Source organism: Micromonospora sp. NPDC023956 (assembly GCF_040639195.1).
Classification (GTDB): domain Bacteria; phylum Actinomycetota; class Actinomycetes; order Mycobacteriales; family Micromonosporaceae; genus Micromonospora.
In genome coordinates, this window is the sequence record NZ_JBEZZN010000002.1 from 55,757 (window position 1) to 76,528 (window position 20,772).

Sequence of the window (20,772 nt, forward strand, 5' to 3'; positions counted from 1 at the left end):
GGCCCCTCAGGACAGTGATCATGCGGCGTTCCCGCCGACTCTGGCGCCGTACCGATCGATAAGCTATCAACGCACTCTTCTCGGCATGACAGGATGTCGATCGGTGGCTGCCCTCTGCCGCCCCTCGATCGCCGGCCCCGTCGCACATCACTTGGTCAAGTTTGTGTCATACGTTTGAAGGTGTCGGCCAGGCGACGTGACCAGCCCTTCAGGCTTACCGGGATATCGCCCGGCGGAAGCGTTCGACTGCGGCGAAGATCTGTTGCACTGGCCCCGGGCCGGCTGGGTCGCCACTCGGCGAGCAGGGGCCGAAAGTGCATCGACGGCCAGGAGGTGACCGTCAACCAGCGGATCTAGGCTGCGTTGCGAGGCTCGGATGCGGAGTCTCGGCGGTGTCCTGGACAGTCCGGACCTTGGCGAAAGCAGCGGGCGTGACCTGGGAAAACTCCGCCAAGATCAGCCCGTGAATAGCCCGTGGACGGCGATGAACGGCGGCTGCGGGCGGCGCACCACTGCAACAGGTCGGTCGATCGACGCGGTGACGTATCCGCTGCTCAGATGGCGTTTTGGCTGATCTTCGAGGTGCCCCCGGCAGGATTCGAACCTGCGACACACGGTTTAGGAAACCGATGCTCTATCCCCTGAGCTACGAGGGCGCGAGTGCCCAGTCTAGCGACCTGCGGGTTCACCCGGGGTGGCAGGGAGTGGCCCACGTTCACCCACGTCACCCGGACCCCTGTTCTCCCAGCCAGGACCACACCCCGAGCACACGAACCCCCGTTTGCGACCGGTCGTGCGCCACGGTGACCCGCGCTGGCACCCGTTAACCCGGGTTGGCATCCGCTGGAGAGCACACGCCGCGCACATCATCGAAGGTCATGGCGTGCGCTCCTCCGGCCCGGGACCCACCAGCCGGGAGCGCGGCTCGGTGGCGACCCTCCGCCAGCTTCGTCTGCTGGCTCAGGTCAAGACGCCGACGATGGGTCAGCGTCCGGGATGAGTCCCGCACGACGCTCAGTGCCTGGATCAGCTACGGGCCGCCAGGGGTCCGTTCCCGCAGCCCTAAGCTGATCCACGCTCGTCGCCAGCGACCGTCATTGTGCCGCGTGCTCTGCCTCGTCGAGCCGGTTCAGTGTCCGACGGACGTGCGCGACGAGAATGGGCTCGGCATGTTGGATCGCCCGGTTAACTGGGCTCTGGGCAGGGTACCGGCGGAGGATTTCCTCGATGCGCTCGTCAACGTCGAGGCGTTCCACCCGGAAGATGGACGCGTACAACGTCGTGTCATGCAGCCGTAGCTGCACACCGGGGATGGCCAGGATCGGCCCGTAGTGACGCAGGCTCAGCAGCACCCGGTACGCGCGGACTACGTCCGATCATGTGTGTCGAGGCGTGCCATAACGTGGTGGCGTACTGCGGCCAGGTAACGACGGCGACCGCGTCGGCGATGGTCCGCTTTGGATCCATCGGATCACCGCTGGATGCCCGGTACGGCGACGTCCTCTCCGCTTATCTCACGAGCGGGCTCACCAGCCGACCGGCGACAGCAGCCCACGCCTATTCACTTTGGCGCAGCTTCCCGGCAGCCGCTATGAGGACGCTTCAGTTGTTGCAGCTTGTGACCGGTGGCGGGAACCGGTCAGGCCTGCGACGAGCAGCAAGTACGCGGTCAACTCCAGCATCGCCGTAAGCGCTGGAACAGGTTGCGGCATAGACGGGCTGGGCATGAGGGCACCCCAGGCAAACAGTGTGGTGTCGTCGCCCGCGTAAAGGGGTAACGGCACCGCGCCGATGCTCCAGTCCATGTAGGGCAGCGCGATCACGGCCAGCAATACCGCACCTGCCGGGGCAACCCTCCGGCCATGTTCGGCAAGAGCCGCAGCGAGCGCCAACGCGGTCATCCCGAGTGCCAGCGGCGGCAGCACCGCCAACCCCACTGTGATCAGCGTAGCCGACGAGCCGCTATCGTTCACTTCCTGCTGCTGTAAGGGCCGTAGGGCAAGCCAGACGTCGACAACTCTGACGACGGCGTATCCGGCGACCAAGGTTGCCGCGATGGCCGCAGTGGTCCCTGAACGTCGCCGCCAGCCAATACGGCGCCGGATCGCGAGCAGGACCGCAGCCGCCGTTAACGGCGCCCAGGAGATAGCGAAACCCGCCTTGAAGCCAACCCACGTCTCGATGCCGGTGACACCCGGTTGAAGGACCTGCCAGCCGAACTGTCCGGCGTGAAGGTCGGCGGGTAGCCTCTGCGCGGCGTTCGCGAGCAGCACCGCTAAGGCTGTCGGCACCACCCAGCGAGGCGATGGCAGTCCGTTGACTAGGGCGTAGACGAGGAGGAGAGCGACGCTCAGCACCTCAGCATAACGCCAGACCGGGTTGGCCACCAGAATGCCTACAGCATGGGCTATGGCACACGCCGCCGCAGCGGTCAGGAGAGGTTTCCCAGGACGCATTAGGCGCATCTTGCCATGGAGCCCTCGTCGATGCTGCCTATGACGCCACGAGTGGAGGCACCTCCTGCGGGCGGCTGAAGTGACCCCTATCGGCCGGACACCTCGATGGCTGTCAGGGACTTGTGGTGGATCTTCTCGTAGGTGTCGGGGCTGACGTTAATCACCGAATCATGTGCCGAAAAACTCGCGACCCGTGGACGCCCCGGAAATCGTCCTTCCGGAAATTATTCCGGACCAGCCGAGGCGACCTGAAGTGAAAACTCCGATTCGGCCTCAAAGCAACAAGGAACAGCCTTGAATGATTGCGGTCTGTTTTGGTGCTAGCGGCCAAATCGGCGGTGCGGGTAGCTGGTCGCTGCGCGCGGGTACCGATCACGACAGCGTGGGCATCTACGCCGACCCAAAGCTCCAAATGGGGCCCGGGGTGGGCGTCGAGGTAACGGGAGGCTCGCAATTCTCCAACGGTGGAGTCAAGGATCAAGCCAACACATTAGTCATCGGACAAGTGGGAGTCGAGCACCCTGCGGGACCTGCTGTAAGCTGAGCAAAGTCTGAGACTTCCAACGTTCATACGATTGGCGTCGATGCCTCAGTTGGTTATGGCGTCCCGTTCAGGGAGGCTGGGCACTCTAAGGCACGGGCTTGGCACTGGGAGGTTTGGTGAGCTTGCCCCGTGGGTGACATAGAAGAACTTCGGAAGCAGCCTACGTATCGGGCGCTGATCCGACTGATGAGACTATTTATCTCAGCATTTCTCCTCAGCCTAATCCTCATCCTGTTGATTGCCGTCGGGGATCCGTCAAATACTATCGGCCCTCTAGCTGCTGCCGCAATTTTTATTGCCGCCGCCTCCGTGAAATTCGGTCGTGGTTCGTGACGGAGCCTGCGGACGCCGGCTCGTCTGACACCCCGAACAGCGGGTCTGGCGGCGTATGGTCAGGTTCGGTGCCAGTGCACGGTCACCAGCAACACCCGATCGGCGAGGTCGAGGAATCACTGTCGGCCCAGCCGCCGTCAGTGATCGCGTCACCACTATGCTCGGCGACTAACCTGACGAGGCGGCCACCCTTGGATCCCTCGGCCCGCCGACGGGGGCTTGGTCGGCCTTGCTCGGGATCGTCCCGGCGATGCCCTGCCCGCGCGGATCCTGCCGTTGGGCTCGACGCTTATGCCTCGCCGGCAGGCTCGGACATCCGCATCGGCCCGCTGCCCGGCAGGGCGTGCAGGACAACCAGGGTGGTACGACCTGTCCGCGCTTTCGACGTCGCACGATGAGGACCGCCGGAAACTACTCCGGAGCAAGATCCAGCGCTTCGACCTCCGTGCCCAGCAACCCCGGCCCCGGGGCCGGCGTCGCGCCGGGTCAGTAGCCTTCGGCTTCGCGCACCGCGTCGGGATGGGCGAAGAAGGAGCCGGGATAGTGCGACGGATACCGTGAACTGGGTGGGAAGGCCCGGTTCAGGCCGAGTGCCACCTCGTGGCCACCGTGGAGAAGGAGCTGCTTCGCCCCCGGAATGTACTCGTTCTCGACCATGTACCGCAGTTCGGTGAACTTGGCCTCCACCGCGTTGCGGAGCGTCACCAGATCCAGGGTCTGCGGACCGTCGTTGACCCCTGCCTGGAGTGCCTCCGTGAGGGTGCTCATGAAGGGGTCGATCTCGCTCCCGAACAGCATCCACCTGCTGGCGCCCAGCACTGACACGGATGGGCCGCGCTGGGGACGGCCCGCTGGGGTGGGCCGGACGAAGTGCTGTGCGGCGATCTCCGCAGAGCCGCAGTCCAGCAGGACGACAAGGCGGGTGGCCCCGCTGTCCCACATGAGGTCGGCGACCCTGGCCAGCATGGACCGCTCGCTGCCCGGCTGCTCGGCCCCGTCGGGGGAGTCCAAGCTTTCCGGACCGGTCTCGGCGTAGGAGAAGAGCAGGGTGTCCGACGACGCCGCAGCGGCTCGGCGCACCGCGTCGATCACCGTGTCAGGGGATTCGCCACCCACGAGCTGTTCGGTGTGAGCCTCGAGGAAGGGGGTGCCGATGTTCGGGGAGGAGAGCGCGCGGGCCAGCGCCTTGGTCGCCTGCACGGCCGAGCTGTAGTCGTAGTCGGCATCGGGAGTGTCCCGGCCGACGAGAACGGCTCGGGAGCCAGCGGGCACAGGCAGGAGTGGCGGTCGTCGCGGGGGCGCGTCGGATGTCACCGCTTCATTATGGACTCGGGGAGCAGACCGAGGGCCAGCGCCATGAGCCGGCTACGGCCCTGGGCGCGGGTGTCGTCGTGGGCGACCGATGTCAGCTACGCCCACGCGTGCCGAAACGCTCTAACCCGGCCGGGTGGGCCGGCGCTGACGGGTGTGGCGCCCGCTACCCTGCCCGACCGGCTGGCCCGATGGCAGCCGAGTCCCGGGACGGCCGTAGCGCCTCGACGGCGGCCGGCGGGTCGTCGGCGAAGAACCGCAGTACGCGGACATGCTCGCGCCGCCCCAGCGGGCGTACCGCGACAACGGTCTCGGCAAGCTCGACGATCACGTTGGTCTGGCTGTTCGCAGCCAAGGCCAGGCAATCACCGTCCGTCTTTATCATGCCGGTCTCGTGGTAGTTGCGCTTGTGCTGCACCCCGGTGACGAGGCGACGAGGGATGCGCAGATCGAAGAACGCGCCGTAGCGGACGCGCAGCTCGTCTGCGGTGACCACGTGCGGGCGGGTGATGTAGCTGGCGAGGACGGCCAGCACGATCAGGATGCCGTACGCGTCGAGCGCGAGGACCACCCCGCGCAGCCCAGCCGGGGCGTCCAACGAGCGCAGCAGGATCTCCACGGCTACGAGTTCGATCACGCAGGCGAACAGGAACCCGAACATGAGCACCGTCTGCTCGCGGTGGTACGACAGTGTCACGGCGCCCGGCGGCACTCCGTGTCGGCGATGACCGACCCAGAGCACCAGGCTGACCAGGCCCTTGGCCTCGAAGCCCATGATCCGCCGCACCTTCTCGGGCACGATCTGCTCGTATGCGCCGCGCAGGGCCGTTCTGCGTCTGGCGCCGTCCTGGCGCAGAGCGCGGTAACCCCGCCACAACACCAACGCCTCCAGCAGCAGCACTGTCAGCACGACCAGCTCGGCGGCAGTGACGACCGGGCGCGGCAGCGCGACGCCGGAGACCAGCAGGACGGCGAGCAGCACCTCTGCCGGCAGGATCGCGAACAGAGCCGCTCGGGCGATCTTCAGCATCTTGCGCGCTCCTTGAGCGTCGTCACCATCAGGCGCAGCACCTCGACCTGGGCTGGGGCGAGTTCGGAGGCCATCAGGTCCAACCAGTGGCGGGTTTCCGCCTGTTCGAGGCTGGCCACCATCGCCGCGGCCATCTCGGCGGGCAGGTGGGCCGCGAACTCGGCGGCGAGCGCGGCGACCTGCGGATCGGATGGGTCCGCACCGGCGATCGCGTCCATCCGCGCGGTGAGGGCATGGCCCCGGCCCCGCGCGTCCGACGCGGTGAGCGGTTGGAACATCGCCATGATCTGTTCCCGGGCGGCCGGGTCGGCGCCGGTGTCGATCAGCGACAACATGTCGCGATCGAGCGCGGCGAACGCGGAGCCGGCCGGGTGGATGTCGTGCAGCAGGTCCCCCAGGTCGGGGGCGACCGTGGTGTCGAGGTTGAGGTCGGCCTCGGCCAGCAGCACGGCCAGTCGGGCCCGGCGGGCGGCGATGGCGTCCTGCTGGCGGGCCAGGTCGGCATCCAGCTCGGTGAGCACCTCGCGCAGCTCACGGCCCTGGTCGTCGGCGAGCACGTCGCGGATCTCGTCGAGGGACAGACCGAGCTCGGCGAGGCGGCGGACCCGGGCGAGCAGGACGGCGTCGCGCAGCCGGTAGTCGCGGTAGCCGCCGGGGGTCCGCGCCGGCTCGGGCAACAGCCCGAGGTGGTGGTAATGGCGCACGGTACGGGTGGTCACTCCGACCAGCGCGGCTAGCTCGCCGATACGCATGGCCCCATTAGAGACGTTGACGTTACGTGAAGGTCAAGGTCAAGCTGCCCGGCCCCGGTGAGCGCTTGAGCTCCGGCTACCCGCCGTGAACAGCAGGAGCTGGGATCTGCTGCACCGACAGGTGACATCTGACTGAAAGGCCTCACTCGACGAGCGTTCGCGTGGGTCGTCGCATCGCCTGAACGACGCGCGGTGCGATGAACCGTTGGAGCGGCAGGGCGACGAGCATCGCGACCGCAGTCACGGAGGCGCTGACCCAGACCGGGCCGAGGTCGCCCACGTTGGTCCCGAGGGTCGCTGCGGCAACGGCAGGGCCGCCGGCAGCACCGATGTTGAGCACCGCAGTCGCGTACGACCCTCCCATGGTCGGGGCACTTGCTGCCTCATGGAGCACCCTGGCGATCAGGGTGCTGCCCAACGCGAAGGAAAGCGTGCCCTGCACGAACACGAGGAGCAGCAGCGCCACCGGCTGGGCAGCCAGGGTCGCCAACGCGACCCAGCCGAGCAACAGCAACGGGCCTCCGACTGCGATCACGATGCCGGGACGTTCGTCGGAGAGCCGTCCCGCGAGGGTGACGCCGACGAAGGATCCCGCACCGAATATCACCAGCACGACCGAAACCCAGAGTTCGCCGAGGCCGGCGGTGTCGGTCACGATCGGGGCCAGGAAGGTGAACGTGGCGAAGGTGGCAGCGTTGACCAGGGCACCGAGCAGCATGACCAGCGCCAGCCTGGGCATCGCGAGCTGGGCGATCTCGTGTCGAAGAGACGATCCGGCCGGAGTGCCCTGAGGGGTTTCGCCGGCATCGACCGGGATGCCCTTCAGGACGCCGAAGGCGGCGGGAAGGCAGAGCAGCGCGATCGCCCAGAAGGTCGCCTGCCAGCTCAGCACCGCGCCGAGCAACGCACCGCCGGGAACTCCGACGATGGTGGCCACCGTCGTACCCGAGAGCAGTACTGCCAGCGCGCGCCCCTTCTGATCAGTTGCGACGAGCGTGGCCGCCGTGCTCAGTGCCAGGGCAAGGAAGCCCGCGTTGGCCAGGGCGGCGATCACCCGGGTGACGAGCAGAACCGCGAAACTCGTCGTGAGGGCGCCAACGACGTGGGCCACGGCGAAGGCGAACACGAAGCCCAGCAGGCTGGCCCGGACGGGCCACCGGCGGGCAAGCACTGCCATCAGCGGCGCGCCGACGATCATCCCGACAGCAAACGTCGAGGTCAGGAGCCCGGCGGCCCCGACCGACACGTCGAGGCTTACGGCGATGTCCGGCACCAGGCCGGCAAGCATGAACTCCGAGGTGCTCATGGCGAAGACCGCCACGGCAAGCAGGTACAGCGGCAGGGGCATCAAGAACTCCGAGGTGAGAGAGAACGAGGAGGTGTCTCGTCACCGCGGCCAGCGCCCCACGGGTGCACGCACGTGCCCAGGCAGCGAAGACTGCTGGGAAGCGGGCTGTGAACTCAGCTGTTCAGGGGGCTGACGGCGTGACCGAAAGCCCCCACCCTGGATGCCTCAGGGCTCGACATGCCACTAACCCTACTCAGACCCACCGGTCATCGCGCAACCGTGTTTCGCTGAGGCTTGCGCAGGCCTGCGACGTGTTTCGGTACGGGTTCCCCGTCGAGCGCGAGGCAGATGTCCCCGGCCCGCATGCCGGTGACGGCCCAGGGACCGCCTCCCGAGCACCGACCGGCTGTTGGCCTGCGGTTGGCCGAACGCCTCCCCGACGGGCTCCTCTCGGACATCGACGTCGGCCGCCGCCGTCATGGTGCCGGCTACGAGGTGCCGGCCGTGGGCGACCGCGCCCGACCGGCCCCCCGGAGCGGGGCGGGGCCGCCCGGTGACCCTCCCGGGCGGGTCAGCGGTTGAGGTAGGCGGACAGGCCGCCGAGTTCCTCGCTGGCGATGAACACCGACCGCACGTTGAGGATGGCCTCCTCGACGTGGGTGGGGCAGCCCCACGCCGAATCGCCCCACGAGTCGGCGATCTTGATTTCGGCAGGTGCGGTGCATCCTGGGGCGCCGCCGAGCTGGCAGTGCTCGGGGTGCGGCTTGGCGGCCTGGGTGGCCGCTGCGGCGCGCATCCGGGCGGCGAGTTCCGCAGAGGCGGCCGCGCGCTGCTCGGCCTCGGCGCGCAGCTTCCGCTCCGCGCGTACCGCCTTGGCCAGCTCGTCGTGGGCTGACTTGGCGCGTGCTTCGGCAGCCGCCTTCGCCTGTTCGATGTGGTGACGTTCGATGGCCAGGGCCGCAGTGTCGGCGAAGACCCGGGTGAGGGCGAGGTCGGAGTCCTGCGGGACGCGTGGGGCGCGGTGGTACATGGCGAAGGTGCCCAGCAGGCCGCCGTCGCGGGCCAGGATCGGCGTGGACCAGCAGGCAGCCAGTCCCGCCTGGTCGGCCAGCTGCCGGAAGTCGGTCCAGAACGGGTCGGTGGTGATGTCGCTGACGATGACCGGTTCCCGCCGGTGGGCGGCGGTGCCGCAGGAGCCGACGCCCTCGCCGGTGGCGATCCCGTCGATGGCCTGGTTGTAGAAGTCGGGCAGGCTGGGTGCGGCGCCGTGGCGCAGGTGCAGACCGTCGGGATCGGCGAGCAGGACGGAGACGAGCACCTCCTGCGGTGCCAGATTCTCGATACAGCGGGCCATCCCGTCGAGCACCTCGGCCAGGGGTGCCTGGCGAGCGATCTGCTCCAGCAGGGCCCGGTGTTCGGTCATCAGCCGTTGGGCGTGCTTGACCTGGGTGGTCTCCACGCCGATCACCCGGATCCCGGTCACGTTGCCGTCGGTATCCCTGCGCGGCTCGTAGGTGAAGTCGAAGAACGTCTCCCGCGCCTGCGGGCCGGTGCCCAGCACGATCCGGACGTCACGGCCGGTGTAGGGCTCACCCGTGCGGTAGACCTGGTCCAGGAGCGCGATGAAGCCCTGCTCGGCCAGTTCGGGCATCAGCTCGGCGATCGCGACCCCGGTGCGAGCCCGTTCCTCGCCGATCGTGGCGAAGAACGCCGGGTTCGCCGTCTCCACCAGGTGCGCCGGCCCCGCAAGTGACGCGTAGACGGCGATGGACTGCCCGAACAACGCCCGCAGATCCTCCCCCGACGCTTCCTGCCCGGCGCCCGCCGGATCCGCAGATGTCGGCCGCTGGCCTGGTACCGCCGTCATGTCCGTGGCCTGCCTCTCGTCTGCGGACGCGGGAGAAGATCGATGGTGCGCCGGTCGGTGATGGTGTTCGGGACGTGGAATACCCGCACTGATCGGGCAGATCACCTGACACCTTATGGCCGTCGGGTGTCCGCCGAACAGTGTGGGTCGACGTCGGCCGGGACCACCCCGGCCACCCCCACCGCTCCACCGGCTGAAGGTGTCGTCAGCCCCTGCCAGCCGGGGTGGTTGTCGGGATTTCCATGGGGATTCCGACAGTGCGGATGGTGCGCTGTCCGTGGGCGGTGCAGTCGCCGCCAGCCGTCGACACAGCAGCGAGGAGACAGGCCATGCGTGGAGTGATCATGCGTACCGCCGGGGACGTCCGGGTGGAGGAGCGTGCGGATCCGGAGATCATCGAGCCGACGGACGCGATCATCCGGCTCACCGCGACGTGCATCTGCGGGTCGGACCTGTGGCCGTACCGCGGTGTCGAGCCGGCCGACCACCAGCCGATGGGGCACGAGTACGTCGGAACCGTCGAGGAAACCGGTTCCGAGGTGAAGAACATCAAGGTCGGCGACTTCGTCGTCGGATCGTTCGTCATCTCCGACAACACCTGCGAGATCTGCCAGTCGGGCAACCAGTCCCAGTGCGTGCACCGCGAGTTCGTCGCCCAGACGATCGGCACGCAGGCCGAGAAGGCCCGCATCCCGTACGCCGACGGGACCCTCGTGGCCACGCCCGGCCCGCCCGATCCGGAGTTGATCCCCTCACTTCTGGCCGCCTCCGACGTGCTCGGGACCGGCTGGTTCGCCGCGGTCGCCGCCGGGGCCGGCCCGGGTAGGACCGTCGCGGTCGTCGGTGACGGCGCGGTCGGCCTGATGGGCATCCTGGCCGCCGAGCAGCTCGGCGCCGAGCGGATCATCGCGATGTCGCGGCACCCCGAGCGGCAGGAACTCGCCCGCTTCTACGGCGCGACCGACATCGTCACCGAGCGCGGCGACGAGGGGGTGGCGAAGATCAAGGAGCTCACCGGCGGGTTCGGCGCGCATTCGGTCATCGAGGCGGTCGGCACCCAGGAGGCGACGATGCAGGCGATCGGCGCTACCCGGCCCGGCGGGCACCTGGGCATCGTCGGCGTCAACTACGACGTCACGATCCCCGGCATCGACCTGTTCTTCGCCGGCATCCACGTGCACGGCGGCCCGGCCCCCGTGCGCCGGTTCCTGCCCGACCTGATCCAGCTCATCTGGGATCGCACGATCGACCCCGGCAGGGTCTTCGACCTCACCCTGCCCCTCGAGCAGGCGGCGGAGGGCTACCGGGCGATGGACGAGCGGCGCGCCACCAAGGTGCTCCTGACCCTGTGACGTCCCGGCCGCCCCGGTCGCGGGGCGGCCGGCATGCACAGCCCGGATCGGACCGGGCTCACGGAGGACGGCCACCGGGACGGCCACCGGTCGATGCGGCACGTGGCGTCCGGCCCGCAGTGCAGCCGGTGACGGGATCGCAGTGGCGCCCGCCGGACCGCTGGGGTGGAGTACGGGCCGGGCAGGCCCGCTGTCCGACGCGGGTACGACGACGAGGGGCCGGTCACGGCACGGTATTGACAGGAGTGGCATCGATCCGCTTAAGATCCAGACCTCTTGCGATCGAGGCTTGTCGTTGCCGTTTGTCTTGCGTGGAACGCTGAGCGGTCGTGACCCGACGTGACCGAGGAAGCGCATGCGGCGAACCGATGGAGCAGCGGTGGAAGACGGCCGGTCGCCGTCCCGGATCGATCGTCGCCACCTACTCGGAGCGGTCACCGCTGCGCTCGCGGTCGGCGTCATCCCGGAGGCATGGCTCGCGGAGGCGGCGTACGGCGCCACGCCCCGCTGGAACCGACCCTTCGACAAGTGGGTCCCGGTCACGTCGTCCTTCGGGCCGCGACGGGACCCGATCACCGGCGAGACCCGGCAGCACAACGGCACGGACTACAGCTACTCCGGGATCCTCGGTTACCCGGCCCGGTCGATCGCCGCGGGAACGGTGACGAGCGTCAGCTACAACGCGAGCGGCTTCGGCCACCACGCGATCGTCACCCACGCCGACGGCTGGCGGAGCATCTACGCGCACCTGCGGGAGGCTCCCGTGGTCGGGACGGGTACCCAGGTCGCCGCCGGGCAGCACGTCGGCAACGTCGGCTCGACCGGCCGCTCGACAGGCCCGCACCTGCACCTCGAGGTCATCCACCCGAACGGTGCGAGAGTCGACCCCGAGTCGGTCCTCGCGGGCGCGCCGTTGGCCGGGGCGCCCGGACAGCCACCCGGAATTCTCACCAAGGACGGACTGATGTATCTCATCTGGAGCACCGGCGGCACCGGCTATCTCGTCACCCCCAACCGCGTCATCGGGCTGCGGTCGATGGCGCACTACAACCTGTTCAAGCGGATCATCAACTCGAACCAGGCCGCCGCCCAGCCGGAGGTCTTCAACGCGTTGGAGATCGACCAGATCAACGCCTACCTCAACGGGAGCGTGCCGGCCTGACCCCGACGCCGGTCGGTCTTCCGATCGGCGGATCGACCGGGCCGGAAGCCCCTGTGACGATCCGCTCGCGGGCCGGTCCCCTGTCGATGGGCGGTGGTGGGCCGGCTCCACATGGAACATGGTCCCTCTGTGCAGAAGGACCATGGGGAGATGGGACCGGACAGCGTCCGGTTGCCGTCAGCGCTGCTGGCTCTGGTTGTGCCGGAGGGCTTCTGCGAGCTGGTCTTCGAGGATGATTATCCGGCAGGCGGCTTCCAGGGCGATGCCCTGGTCGACCATCTCCCGGGCCCTCGCGGCGAGGCGCAACTGGTAACGGGAGTAGCGCCGGTGGCCGCCGGCCGACCGGGTGGGGGTGATCAGCTTTGCCTCGTCCAGGCGACGCAGGAAGTCCTGCGAAGCGCCCGTGATCTCCGCGGCGCGGCCCATCGTGTACGCGGGGTAGTCGTCGTCACCGAACATGTCGTCGGGTTGGGCCATACAGGTACCTCTCCATGACGAGGGCCCCGGCGCTTGTTGCTCGCCGGGGCCCGGGGTTACGGGTCAAAAACACCATCTACCGACAGGTTTGTCGGGATGTCGTATCCGCACCTGCCGCCGTCGGCGGTTCAGCGTGCGAGGATCGCATAAGCGTGACCGGAGACCACCTCTCGTTCGATGGAAACTGCGGTGTCCGGCTCCAGGGTCGAACTGCCTCCCGGAGACGGGCGATCCAATGGTGTTCGGGCCCTCCCTTTCCTCTGCTTCCAATCCGGGTCGCGCTTGTCGTGCTGCCCGCCGGTGTCGGAGCCCCACGCGACTTCATGGCCCCGTCCACGTGCGGCGGACTGTCCTGCCAGGCGAGCCCTGAACCAGCATCGGCCCACCTGCGTGCCCTGACCTGGAACTACGCCAGGGTCTTGACGTACCACTCCCACATGCCTTGCCTGTGCGGTGATCAGACTTCCACCGCCGTGCCGAGCGAGCCCACGACATGAGTCCCGGGCCCTGCGTAACGCTCGGCGTGCCTCGTCTGCGTCTTCGACGATCTCTGCTGTCAACAAGAGGAACACTAGCAGCCCCGATGAGAATGTCTAGTGGTTTGGGCATAGATTTTCTGGGCGATCGTCCCCGGCTTCCGTGACGCATCGACGGCCGCGCCACGCGTCCAGACGCATTCGTCAGGGCCTGACCTGCGCAGCGACGGTACGGACGTACCCGGATGCCCGACCTCGCCGACGGCGGTGATGGCGGTTCTCCCTCGCCGGCGAGGGGGTACGCAGCCGCGCCCCGGTGCAGGCCGGTGGCGACGACCGGTCCGCACCGGACGGCAAGTGACCGCGCTCAGCCGGCGATGGTCTCGGCCGCCAGATGATCCAGGACCGCACCCAGGTCACCAGCGGTACGCGCGATGATCCGCCGCTGCCGGGCCGCGCCGGTGCCCTCGCGGCGGAGCCGGGCCAGCTGCTCCAGCACGTACGACAGGTCACCGTGCCGGGCCAGCGCCGGCGTCACCAGGTGGAGCAGCTCCTCCACCAGGTCCCACGCCGGTCGCGTCCCGCCGGCCCGCAGGTCGATCAGCCGGCCGTCCAACCCCTCGTGGGCGGCTCGCCAGTGGGCCGCCGCGATCAGGCAGCTGCGCAGCCGGGGTGCCGGGACCCCGGCGCGCACGTTGTCGACCATGGTGGCGACCAGGTTCCTGACCAGGGCGGCGACCAGCACGGTGTCGTCCACGCCGGGGCAGACGTCCCCCACCCGGATCTCCACGGTCGGATAGGTGGCCGACGGTCGGGCGTACCAGTAGACCATCGCCGGGTCGAGCATGATTCCCGCGTCGACGAGTTCCGCCACGGTCGCGTCGTAGTCGGCGACGGAGGCGAAGTACGGGGTGGGTCCGATGCTGGGCCAGCGCTCGAGCTGCATGGACCGCCAGCTCGCGTGCCCGGTGTCGGCACCGTCGTGCAGCGGGGAGTTGGCGGTGAGCGCCTGCACGACCGGCAGCCACGGCCGCAGGTGGTTGCAGACCTGCACCGCCAGCCCTCGATCGGGCAGGCCCACGTGCACGTGGCAGCCACAGACGGCCGGGTCGTGCGCGACCGGGCCGAACCGGCGGGACATGGCGTGGTAGCGGGGTTCGTCGGGCACCGTTCGGTGGGACTCGTGGACCGGGGTGGCTCCCACCGCCACCAGTCGCGCCCCGGCCGCCCGCGCCGCGTCGGCCGCCGCACGACGCAGCGCCACCAGGTGCTCCCGCAGATCGGTCAGGTCCGTGCAGACCGGGGTGACCATCTCCACCATGCTGTGCCGGAACTCCTGCCGGCTCTGTTCCCGGGCCCTACCGTGCAGTGCGGTCAGCACCCGGTCGGCGACCGGCAGGCTCTCCCCCGTTGCCGGGTCCAACAGCAGGAACTCCTCCTCCACGCCGAGAGTCAGGAGCGTCGGCGCGTCCACGGCACGTGCGGACGGTGCGGTGGACGGACGATTCGTCGTCATCGTCGTCCCTCCTGCGGCCGACGGTTGCCGCCGCCAGGGGAGCCGATTTCCCGGTCGTGGCTCCGGCAAACGGCAGCCCCTGGCAGTGCGGGCAGTTACCCATCGTGAGCTGACCACATCGGACGTGATCATGCGGCAGGTGCCCTACCCACGTTCGGCGTTCGCCAAACCCGCTGGTGACCACCGTCACGCATAATCTCTTCGATTAGTCGGGATGCATATTCGCGCTAACCTGGGGTAGTTGACCTCCAGCCATAGAGAGGTCTAACTACACAGAGTATCGGACGGGTTACATGGAACACCTACTGGAAGCTCCGGCCTACCAACGCAAGAGGCTCAGTCGACGACTGATGCGCACGCGGCGTTCCACCGGACTCACCCAACAGCAGGTGGCGGCGGAGTTGCGCTGGTCACAATCGAAGGTCACCCGGATCGAAAGTGGCGACGTGGGAATTTCCCACACCGACCTGCTCGCCCTGCTCGCTCTTTACGGCCTCTCCGACGACGGCACCGTACGCGAGTTGACCAAGATAGCCGACATCGCCCGACGACCGAGTCTTCCGCAGATGAGCGACGTCCATTCCAAGGCCTTCCGCGAGTATCTCGAGAACGAGCAGATCGCCCAGACCCTCCACTCGTTCGAACCGTCCTACGTACCCGGCCTCCTACAGACACCGAGATACCGGATCGCGGTACTCAAGAACGACTACCGGTTCTCGTCCCTGAGCGAGCGGGAACGGGCGGAGGTGGAAAAGAAGATCGCCCAGAAGGTCGAGGTGATGGAGTGGCGTCAGCGAATCCTGGAGAACGGCGGCTCGCTCGCGAACGCGAATTTCGTCGTTGACGAGGCGGTGATCCGGCGGACCATCGGAGCCGAGGTCGGCGACACCACGATCATGCGGGAGCAGCTGGAACGACTGGAGGCCGCGCTGGACAACCCGAAGGTGGATCTGCGGGTGATCCGTTTCAACAGCGGGGCGCACGTCGGAATGGGCAACTCGTCGTACATTCTGCTGGACTTCCCGAACGTCGACGACCCGACCCTTCTCTACGAGGAGGGCGCCGCCGGCGAGTTGACCACCCGGGAGGACGAGACACGCATCAAGGTCGCCAGTTCGTCGTTCGAGAACCTTCAGGCGCAGGCCTGCGGGGGCGGCGAGCTCCGGTCCCTACTGAACGAGGCGCTCGCGGCCCTCTAGCCCGATCGCCACCGCCCCGCAGCCGACAGCCCGCGCAGACCGGAGGAGGCCAGCCGCATGCTTCGCCAAGTCGACGTGCCAGCGGCGCGCGCCTCGTGGCCTGCCGTCCGGTCCGAGGCCGCCCGCGCCGCGCACGTGGCAGGCCCTCGTGGCTGACCTCGATCGCGACCTGCCGTTCCGCCCGGCCGCCCAGGCGCCGACGCCGACCACGGCGGACACCACGCTGCTCGGGCTCTGCCATGAGGTGCTCAGCAAGCCCGACATGCTCGCCGGCGCGATGGCTCTGACGCTGTTCATCGCCTGCCTCCTCGGCAGCCTGTTGGCCTTCGTCACCGGGAGGTACTGGGGCTTCATGCTGTTCTTCCCGGGCGCGATCACACTCCTGGTGTGGGCGGTGAGGCGGGCGCGTCGCGAGAAGCGGAGGGCTAGCGGCGGTGGCGCCGGTGAAAAGCGGCGAGAGCGGACAGAATAGGGTCCGCGAGAACGCCGGCACCGCCTCCGACGACAATCATCATGATGACGAGCGTCGCCCCTCGCGCCGTACCGTTCTCGGCGAAGAGCGCGGAACCGAGCGCTTTTCCGACAATCAGCGCGACCATTCCCGCGCCGGTCGCGTAGAGGGCCAGCCGAACGGGTGAGGCAGGATCATCCCGAACAGGCGATGCGGCTTCGTCCTTTTGGCTCCGGCTGTGGTCCCGAGCCGGCTCCGGACGTACGGGTGCGCGCTTGTCGGTGAAGCCGCTGCCGGGCACCGCCACCTCCTCAGGGTGGCCCGTCACTCCTGGCCACCGCACCGGTCATGCCAGCTTATCGGAACCGACCCGAGGCCGCATAACCATGCCGTCCTCCGGACGGACCTGCCCTCGGAAGAGAATTCGGCCTCCACCGGACAGACTAGCTTGCGCATCGAAGTCTATCTAGACTCATAGGCGCTGCGGGATCTCGGCTGCACCGCAGGACTCAGATACTGCGGTAACGGGCCTGCTCCCCATCCGTAACGATCATGGCGAGAGACATCCAGCCGCCGGCAGAGGAGGACCGTTGGGCGACACGCCTACGCCCGTTGCGTGGCGCAAGAGTTCCCGGAGCTGCCAGGGAAACTGCGTGGAGGTCTCGATCGTGAGCCCATCGGTGCTGGTGCGGGACAGCAAGGACCCGGACGGCCCGGCGTTACGGATCAGCCGCGCCGCGTGGCGCAGGTTCCTGACCGGCATGACGGAGACGACCGGCCTGGCGGACGCGCGCTCGTTCGACCGTTGAGGGACACGCAGCTGCCCGGATCCGACCGCTGACGGACAGCCGGCTGCCCGGACCCGTGCGGGTCCGGGCAGCCGGTTCGACCGTTTCCGCAGGGCTGTTCACCCCCGCCGGACGGGCTTCGCGGCACGACGGCGGGCGGCCCGACGGCGCATCCGCCGGTACGCCCGGATGGCGGGCGGCACCGCGGTCACCGCCAACCCCGTGAGCGCCGACAGGAACTTGAGGACCACGGTGATCGACGGCAGCCAGCCCAGAATCTGCGCCGGCTCGATCACCGAGAGGCAGTACGTGACGATGGCAATCACTGGTTCGGCACCCTTCAGTGGACATGTTCCCGCAGGTGGAGCGGGACAAGAACCACGTTGGGGGCGTCCTGGATGTCCCTCAACGAGCTGGACGGGATAGGTCCGGAACGGGTTACGCGGCAACGGATCCGGGACATCGGAGGGCCGTTCCGGGTCGTCTTCAGGACACCATCCAGCCGTCCCGGGACGGAACCAACCGTCTAATGTCGACGGGACGCCGCCACGGGACAGTGCGGGACAACGCGGGACACCGTAGGGGATCCATGAGTACCGACTCGACAGTCACCGCATGGGCGAAGAAGGTGACCACGCCTGCCGAACTCCGTCGACTACTCCGCCACGTCCAGGACGAGTCCGGCAGATCCATTCGCGCGTTGGGTGCCGAGAACGCCCGTGCCAAGGACCAGGCGGGCCTCTCCAGGTCGACCATCAGCCGCCACCTCAGCGGTGACGGTGACCTGCCCCTGAGGTTCGTCGAGAGTTTCGCCGTCGCCTGCGGCGTCTCCGAGACGGAGCGGGACGCGCTGGTGACGGCATGGCGGAGGGTCCGCGGTGTCCCCACCGAGGCATCGACGACCGCCCCGGACCAGCGGTCGGAGAGCGACGCCGCCGCGCGGCCGACCGCGGACCCGGGGCATCTGACCACGCTCAGGGTGATGATGGAGGTCGCGACCCGTCTCGACGGAAGGAACGGGGGTCTGGCGGCGGCGCGGCGCCTCTACGAGCGGGTCCGCACCGCCCGGTCCGAGATCCTCGGCCCGGACGACCCGCTCACCCTGGAGGCCGCCCACAACCTCGGCACCGTGCTGGCCCAACTCGACCAGCACACGGCGGCCAGCCGCGTCCTGTCCGAGACGTACGAGGCGCGCAGGCGCGTACTCGGCCCGGAGGCCTCCGCCACGCTGTCGACGCTGGAGAACCTCGCGACCACCACGGCCGAGATGGGCCACCTCGACGCGGCCATAGAACTCTTCGAGCAGGTGCTCCTCGCGCGACAGCCGGAGACGAGCCCCGGTCACGCCCGGTACGCCGACACCGCCGAGAAGCTGATGACCGCGCTGGACCGGGCAGGTGACCACGTCCGGAGGAAGCAGGTCGCGCGGGAACTCGCACGCGCCCGGACGGCGTCCGGCGACCCGCCGGACTAGCGGACCAACGGACCGACGGACCGACGGACCAGCGGATTAGCGGATTAGCGGATTAGCGGACTAGCGGATCAACTCGAACGAGGCCATCACCGAGGTCAGGGTCGACTCGTCCGGGTCGGCACGTCCGGCCAGACAGGTGCCGAGCATGGTGTAGACGCTGCGCAGTCCGGCCGGCGAGTGGTCCGGCGCCTCGGTCACCACGGCGATCTGGCGCACCTCGCGGCCGTCGACCACGGTGCCGCTGGAACGGACGGCGACCGGGAGGCCACCCGGGGCGGCCGGCTGGTCGATACCGGGATCGACGACCCGGTGCGGTCCACCGTCGAGCAGCGCCAGCTCGGCCACCTCGCCCAGGGTGAGGTCCTCCGGCAGCCGCCGGCCGAAGAGCACCAGGTTGGCCCGGAAGCCGTCCACCGGCGGGCCGAGGAAGGCGATCAGTCCCTCGTCCGGTTCGACGGCGCTCCACTGCTCCGGCGCGGCCAGCCGGAACGGCCACAGTCCGGGGGAGATCGCGTTCGGCCACTCCACGACGGTCATGGCGGCTCCTTCCTGTCGCGGGCCGGGCCCGGTGGCACGGCCGGTCGGGACAGCCCGGTCGGGGCGGTCCCGGTGGTGGGTCGGTCGGATCAGAACGGAGTGATCTTGCCGATGCCGTCGGCGAGCGCCTTGGCCCCGTCGCCGAGGTGATCGGCGATCTTGGGTACGTCCACCTCGCCGCCAACCGTGATCTTGCCGCCGAGGCCGAGCGCCAGACCGACGCTGGCCTGCACCTTCACCCTGCCGCCGTCGACCCCCGCGTCCACCCCGGCCGAGGCGCCGACCCCGATCTGCCCCTCCGCGCCCGCCCGGGGCCGCACCCCGAGCACGTCCACCTCGGCTCGGGCACCGCCCCGGAGTCCGGCGAAGGCCTCCGCCTCCGCCCGGAGCCGGCCGCCGCTGCGCCCCGCGTTGAGATCCAACCCGCCGCTGGCGTCCGCGCCGCCCCGGCCGTACGCCTCGCCCGTCGCACCGAACCCGCCGGCCCGCAACCGGGCCTTGGCCCGGGCGTCGAACACGTACGCCTCGACCCGCGCGTTGAGCGACGCACCGTACCGGTCCTTGCCGAACCGGCCCAGGCCGCCCTCGGCCCGGGCGAGCCGGTGCAGCAGTCGCAGTTGCGTCTCCACGCTGCCGTTGCGCCCCTGCACCAGGGTCTTCTCGTAGTTCTTCCACGCGCCCTGCCAGGTCCGTGAGCCGTACAGCAGGGAGAAGATCGGGTCCCGGGGGCTCAGGCCGTTGCGGGCCAGCCGCGCCCGTTCCGCCGGGGTCAGGTTCCGGCCACCGGTGGCCCGGCCCTTGTTGGGCATGCTGCGGGTCTTCACGTCGTCGAGGAGTCGGGGGCCGAACACCGTGTGGTTGGTCACCGCGCCGGGAGCGCCCGGGGCGGACGGCAGGGCCGGCGCCAGCGCGGCGGCCGACCGGCACACCCCGACGAACGCCTGGACGGCCCGCTTCCGGTCCCGCAGCGCGTCCTCGTGCCGGTGGGCGGCCCGGCGGTGCGCCTGTTCGGCCTCCTCCACCTCCCGCTGTGCCCGGTGCATGCCGGAGGCATCCGGTGCGGGTACGGACAGTCCGGCGGCGGAGTCGGCCGCGGCACGCTTGGCCGCCGCAGCGAAGCCGACCCGCTCGGCGGCGAGTTGCCGGCGGGCCTCGGTCAGCCGGGTCTCGGCCCGGTCCAGCACCTTGCGGGCGCGCTGCTCGTCCTCGATGGGTCCGGCGACCAGGCCGAGCGCGTGGGCGACCCTCTCGTGCGCGGCCCGCGCCGCGGCGAGCGCGGCGTCCAGCGCGCCGAGGGCGCCGTGGAACCGGGCACCGGCCGGGCCGACCAGCACCTGGGCGGCACCGGCGGTCCCCGTGCCCGCGAAACTGGTGCTGACCCGCCGGACGGTGCGCACCGACTGGTCGAGGGCACCGGCCCGGGCCCCGTTGTCCCGGGCGGCCCGGCGCAGGGCGTCCGGGTCGGCGGTGTCGGTCGTCATCGGTCACTCCCCGGCCAGGGCGAAGGCCACCGCGGTCAGGTTCGCCTGACGGGCGATCACCGTCGCCGCGTCCTGGAGCCGCCCGAACTGGCTGCTCCACCGGCGGACGAAGTCGGCCAGCGCGGCGTCGGCAGCCGGGTCCCCCACCGATGCCGGGACGGGGCAGGTCCGGGGCAGTCCGGCCGCCGCCGCGCTGACCGCGGTGCTCACCGCGCGCAGCCCGGCGGGGGCGGCGGCAATCGATCCGAAGCTCATGGACGACACGCTAGGTCCGGGTC

General features: G+C 69.3%; 19 protein-coding genes and 1 tRNA gene. 6 read left to right on the forward strand and 14 right to left on the reverse strand.

Annotation, left to right across the window (positions count from 1 at the left end; all coding sequences use genetic code 11):
- Positions 1–583 precede the first annotated feature (583 nt).
- The 8 genes from AB0F58_RS02695 to AB0F58_RS02730 all read right to left on the reverse strand — a co-directional run bounded on the left by AB0F58_RS02695 (position 584) and on the right by AB0F58_RS02730 (position 9,581).
- Positions 584–656 (reverse strand) — tRNA-Arg (locus tag AB0F58_RS02695).
- A 438-nt stretch (positions 657–1,094) separates the two neighbouring features.
- Positions 1,095–1,352: a hypothetical protein gene (locus tag AB0F58_RS02700; protein WP_357136928.1), complete on the reverse strand. Its 258-nt coding sequence runs from the start codon at positions 1,350–1,352 to the stop codon at positions 1,095–1,097.
- 237 nt (positions 1,353–1,589) lie between these two features.
- On the reverse strand, positions 1,590–2,387 hold the full coding sequence (locus AB0F58_RS02705) for a hypothetical protein (RefSeq protein ID WP_357136930.1): 798 nt from the start codon (positions 2,385–2,387) through the stop codon (positions 1,590–1,592).
- A gap of 1,432 nt (positions 2,388–3,819) precedes the next feature.
- Positions 3,820–4,533: a hypothetical protein gene (locus AB0F58_RS02710; RefSeq protein ID WP_357136933.1), complete on the reverse strand. Its 714-nt coding sequence runs from the start codon at positions 4,531–4,533 to the stop codon at positions 3,820–3,822.
- Between the two features lie 277 nt (positions 4,534–4,810).
- Positions 4,811–5,674, reverse strand: a complete 864-nt coding sequence (locus AB0F58_RS02715; protein ID WP_357136935.1) for a hypothetical protein — start codon at positions 5,672–5,674, stop codon at positions 4,811–4,813.
- A complete protein-coding gene (locus AB0F58_RS02720) occupies positions 5,668–6,426 on the reverse strand; it encodes a MerR family transcriptional regulator (RefSeq protein ID WP_357136937.1) in 759 nt (252 codons plus the stop codon). The genes AB0F58_RS02715 and AB0F58_RS02720 overlap by 7 nt, the downstream gene beginning before the upstream one ends.
- Positions 6,427–6,568: 142 nt before the next feature.
- Positions 6,569–7,774 carry a Cmx/CmrA family chloramphenicol efflux MFS transporter gene (locus tag AB0F58_RS02725; RefSeq protein WP_357136939.1) on the reverse strand — a complete coding sequence of 402 codons (1,206 nt, stop codon included), beginning with the start codon at positions 7,772–7,774 and terminating at the stop codon, positions 6,569–6,571.
- 511 nt (positions 7,775–8,285) lie between these two features.
- On the reverse strand, positions 8,286–9,581 hold the full coding sequence (locus tag AB0F58_RS02730) for a GAF domain-containing protein (protein WP_357136941.1): 1,296 nt from the start codon (positions 9,579–9,581) through the stop codon (positions 8,286–8,288).
- A gap of 329 nt (positions 9,582–9,910) precedes the next feature.
- On the opposite strand from AB0F58_RS02730, the gene AB0F58_RS02735 reads away from it, so the two are divergent.
- Positions 9,911–10,933 (forward strand): zinc-dependent alcohol dehydrogenase family protein, encoded by a 1,023-nt coding sequence (locus AB0F58_RS02735; protein ID WP_357136944.1) that lies wholly within the window; start codon positions 9,911–9,913, stop codon positions 10,931–10,933.
- Positions 10,934–11,312: 379 nt separating this feature from the next.
- Positions 11,313–12,095, forward strand: coding sequence for a M23 family metallopeptidase (locus AB0F58_RS02740; protein ID WP_357136947.1), 783 nt, complete (start codon positions 11,313–11,315; stop codon positions 12,093–12,095).
- A gap of 177 nt (positions 12,096–12,272) precedes the next feature.
- Here the strand turns inward: AB0F58_RS02740 and AB0F58_RS02745 are convergent, their stop codons facing one another.
- Both AB0F58_RS02745 and AB0F58_RS02750 read right to left on the reverse strand, forming a co-directional pair.
- The gene (locus AB0F58_RS02745; protein WP_357136949.1) at positions 12,273–12,572 is read right to left on the reverse strand and encodes a MerR family transcriptional regulator; all 300 of its coding nucleotides are present in this window, start codon (positions 12,570–12,572) and stop codon (positions 12,273–12,275) included.
- An 843-nt stretch (positions 12,573–13,415) separates the two neighbouring features.
- Positions 13,416–14,564 carry a glutamate--cysteine ligase gene (locus AB0F58_RS02750; protein ID WP_357136952.1) on the reverse strand — a complete coding sequence of 383 codons (1,149 nt, stop codon included), beginning with the start codon at positions 14,562–14,564 and terminating at the stop codon, positions 13,416–13,418.
- Between the two features lie 293 nt (positions 14,565–14,857).
- Between AB0F58_RS02750 and AB0F58_RS02755 the strand changes: the two genes are divergently transcribed.
- The 3 genes from AB0F58_RS02755 (at position 14,858) to AB0F58_RS02765 (ending at position 17,023) form a co-directional block, all read left to right on the forward strand.
- Positions 14,858–15,763, forward strand: a complete 906-nt coding sequence (locus AB0F58_RS02755; protein ID WP_357136955.1) for a helix-turn-helix transcriptional regulator — start codon at positions 14,858–14,860, stop codon at positions 15,761–15,763.
- Between the two features lie 148 nt (positions 15,764–15,911).
- Positions 15,912–16,235, forward strand: a complete 324-nt coding sequence (locus AB0F58_RS02760) for a hypothetical protein (protein WP_357136958.1) — start codon at positions 15,912–15,914, stop codon at positions 16,233–16,235.
- A gap of 569 nt (positions 16,236–16,804) precedes the next feature.
- Entirely contained in the window at positions 16,805–17,023 is a 219-nt protein-coding gene (locus tag AB0F58_RS02765) for a DUF397 domain-containing protein (RefSeq protein WP_357136961.1), read from the forward strand.
- 98 nt (positions 17,024–17,121) lie between these two features.
- On the opposite strand, the gene AB0F58_RS02770 is transcribed toward AB0F58_RS02765, so the two are convergent.
- Entirely contained in the window at positions 17,122–17,328 is a 207-nt protein-coding gene (locus tag AB0F58_RS02770; protein WP_357136964.1) for a hypothetical protein, read from the reverse strand.
- Positions 17,329–17,591: 263 nt separating this feature from the next.
- Here AB0F58_RS02770 and AB0F58_RS02775 point away from each other — a divergent pair, with 263 nt between their 5' ends.
- Complete coding sequence (locus AB0F58_RS02775) at positions 17,592–18,476, forward strand: tetratricopeptide repeat protein (protein ID WP_357136967.1); 885 nt, start codon at positions 17,592–17,594, stop codon at positions 18,474–18,476.
- A 60-nt stretch (positions 18,477–18,536) separates the two neighbouring features.
- On the opposite strand, the gene AB0F58_RS02780 is transcribed toward AB0F58_RS02775, so the two are convergent.
- The 3 genes from AB0F58_RS02780 to AB0F58_RS02790 all read right to left on the reverse strand — a co-directional run bounded on the left by AB0F58_RS02780 (position 18,537) and on the right by AB0F58_RS02790 (position 20,749).
- Positions 18,537–19,013: a hypothetical protein gene (locus AB0F58_RS02780; protein WP_357136969.1), complete on the reverse strand. Its 477-nt coding sequence runs from the start codon at positions 19,011–19,013 to the stop codon at positions 18,537–18,539.
- A gap of 89 nt (positions 19,014–19,102) precedes the next feature.
- Positions 19,103–20,494 (reverse strand): hypothetical protein, encoded by a 1,392-nt coding sequence (locus AB0F58_RS02785; protein ID WP_357136972.1) that lies wholly within the window; start codon positions 20,492–20,494, stop codon positions 19,103–19,105.
- 3 nt (positions 20,495–20,497) lie between these two features.
- Positions 20,498–20,749, reverse strand: a complete 252-nt coding sequence (locus AB0F58_RS02790) for a hypothetical protein (RefSeq protein ID WP_357136975.1) — start codon at positions 20,747–20,749, stop codon at positions 20,498–20,500.
- Positions 20,750–20,772: the final 23 nt, after the last annotated feature.

What these genes read in the sequence shown, in the direction of transcription:
- AB0F58_RS02715 (WP_357136935.1), bottom strand. Translation starts at nt 5,674, where the DNA reads ATGCTGAAGATCGCCCGAGCGGCTCTGTTCGCGATCCTGCCGGCAGAG.
- AB0F58_RS02720 (WP_357136937.1), bottom strand. Translation starts at nt 6,426, where the DNA reads ATGCGTATCGGCGAGCTAGCCGCGCTGGTCGGAGTGACCACCCGTACC.
- AB0F58_RS02725 (WP_357136939.1), bottom strand. Translation starts at nt 7,774, where the DNA reads ATGCCCCTGCCGCTGTACCTGCTTGCCGTGGCGGTCTTCGCCATGAGC.
- AB0F58_RS02730 (WP_357136941.1), bottom strand. Translation starts at nt 9,581, where the DNA reads ATGACGGCGGTACCAGGCCAGCGGCCGACATCTGCGGATCCGGCGGGC.
- AB0F58_RS02735 (WP_357136944.1), top strand. Translation starts at nt 9,911, where the DNA reads ATGCGTGGAGTGATCATGCGTACCGCCGGGGACGTCCGGGTGGAGGAG.
- AB0F58_RS02745 (WP_357136949.1), bottom strand. Translation starts at nt 12,572, where the DNA reads ATGGCCCAACCCGACGACATGTTCGGTGACGACGACTACCCCGCGTAC.
- AB0F58_RS02750 (WP_357136952.1), bottom strand. Translation starts at nt 14,564, where the DNA reads ATGACGACGAATCGTCCGTCCACCGCACCGTCCGCACGTGCCGTGGAC.
- AB0F58_RS02755 (WP_357136955.1), top strand. Translation starts at nt 14,858, where the DNA reads ATGGAACACCTACTGGAAGCTCCGGCCTACCAACGCAAGAGGCTCAGT.
- AB0F58_RS02775 (WP_357136967.1), top strand. Translation starts at nt 17,592, where the DNA reads ATGAGTACCGACTCGACAGTCACCGCATGGGCGAAGAAGGTGACCACG.
- AB0F58_RS02780 (WP_357136969.1), bottom strand. Translation starts at nt 19,013, where the DNA reads ATGACCGTCGTGGAGTGGCCGAACGCGATCTCCCCCGGACTGTGGCCG.
- AB0F58_RS02785 (WP_357136972.1), bottom strand. Translation starts at nt 20,494, where the DNA reads ATGACGACCGACACCGCCGACCCGGACGCCCTGCGCCGGGCCGCCCGG.
- AB0F58_RS02790 (WP_357136975.1), bottom strand. Translation starts at nt 20,749, where the DNA reads ATGAGCTTCGGATCGATTGCCGCCGCCCCCGCCGGGCTGCGCGCGGTG.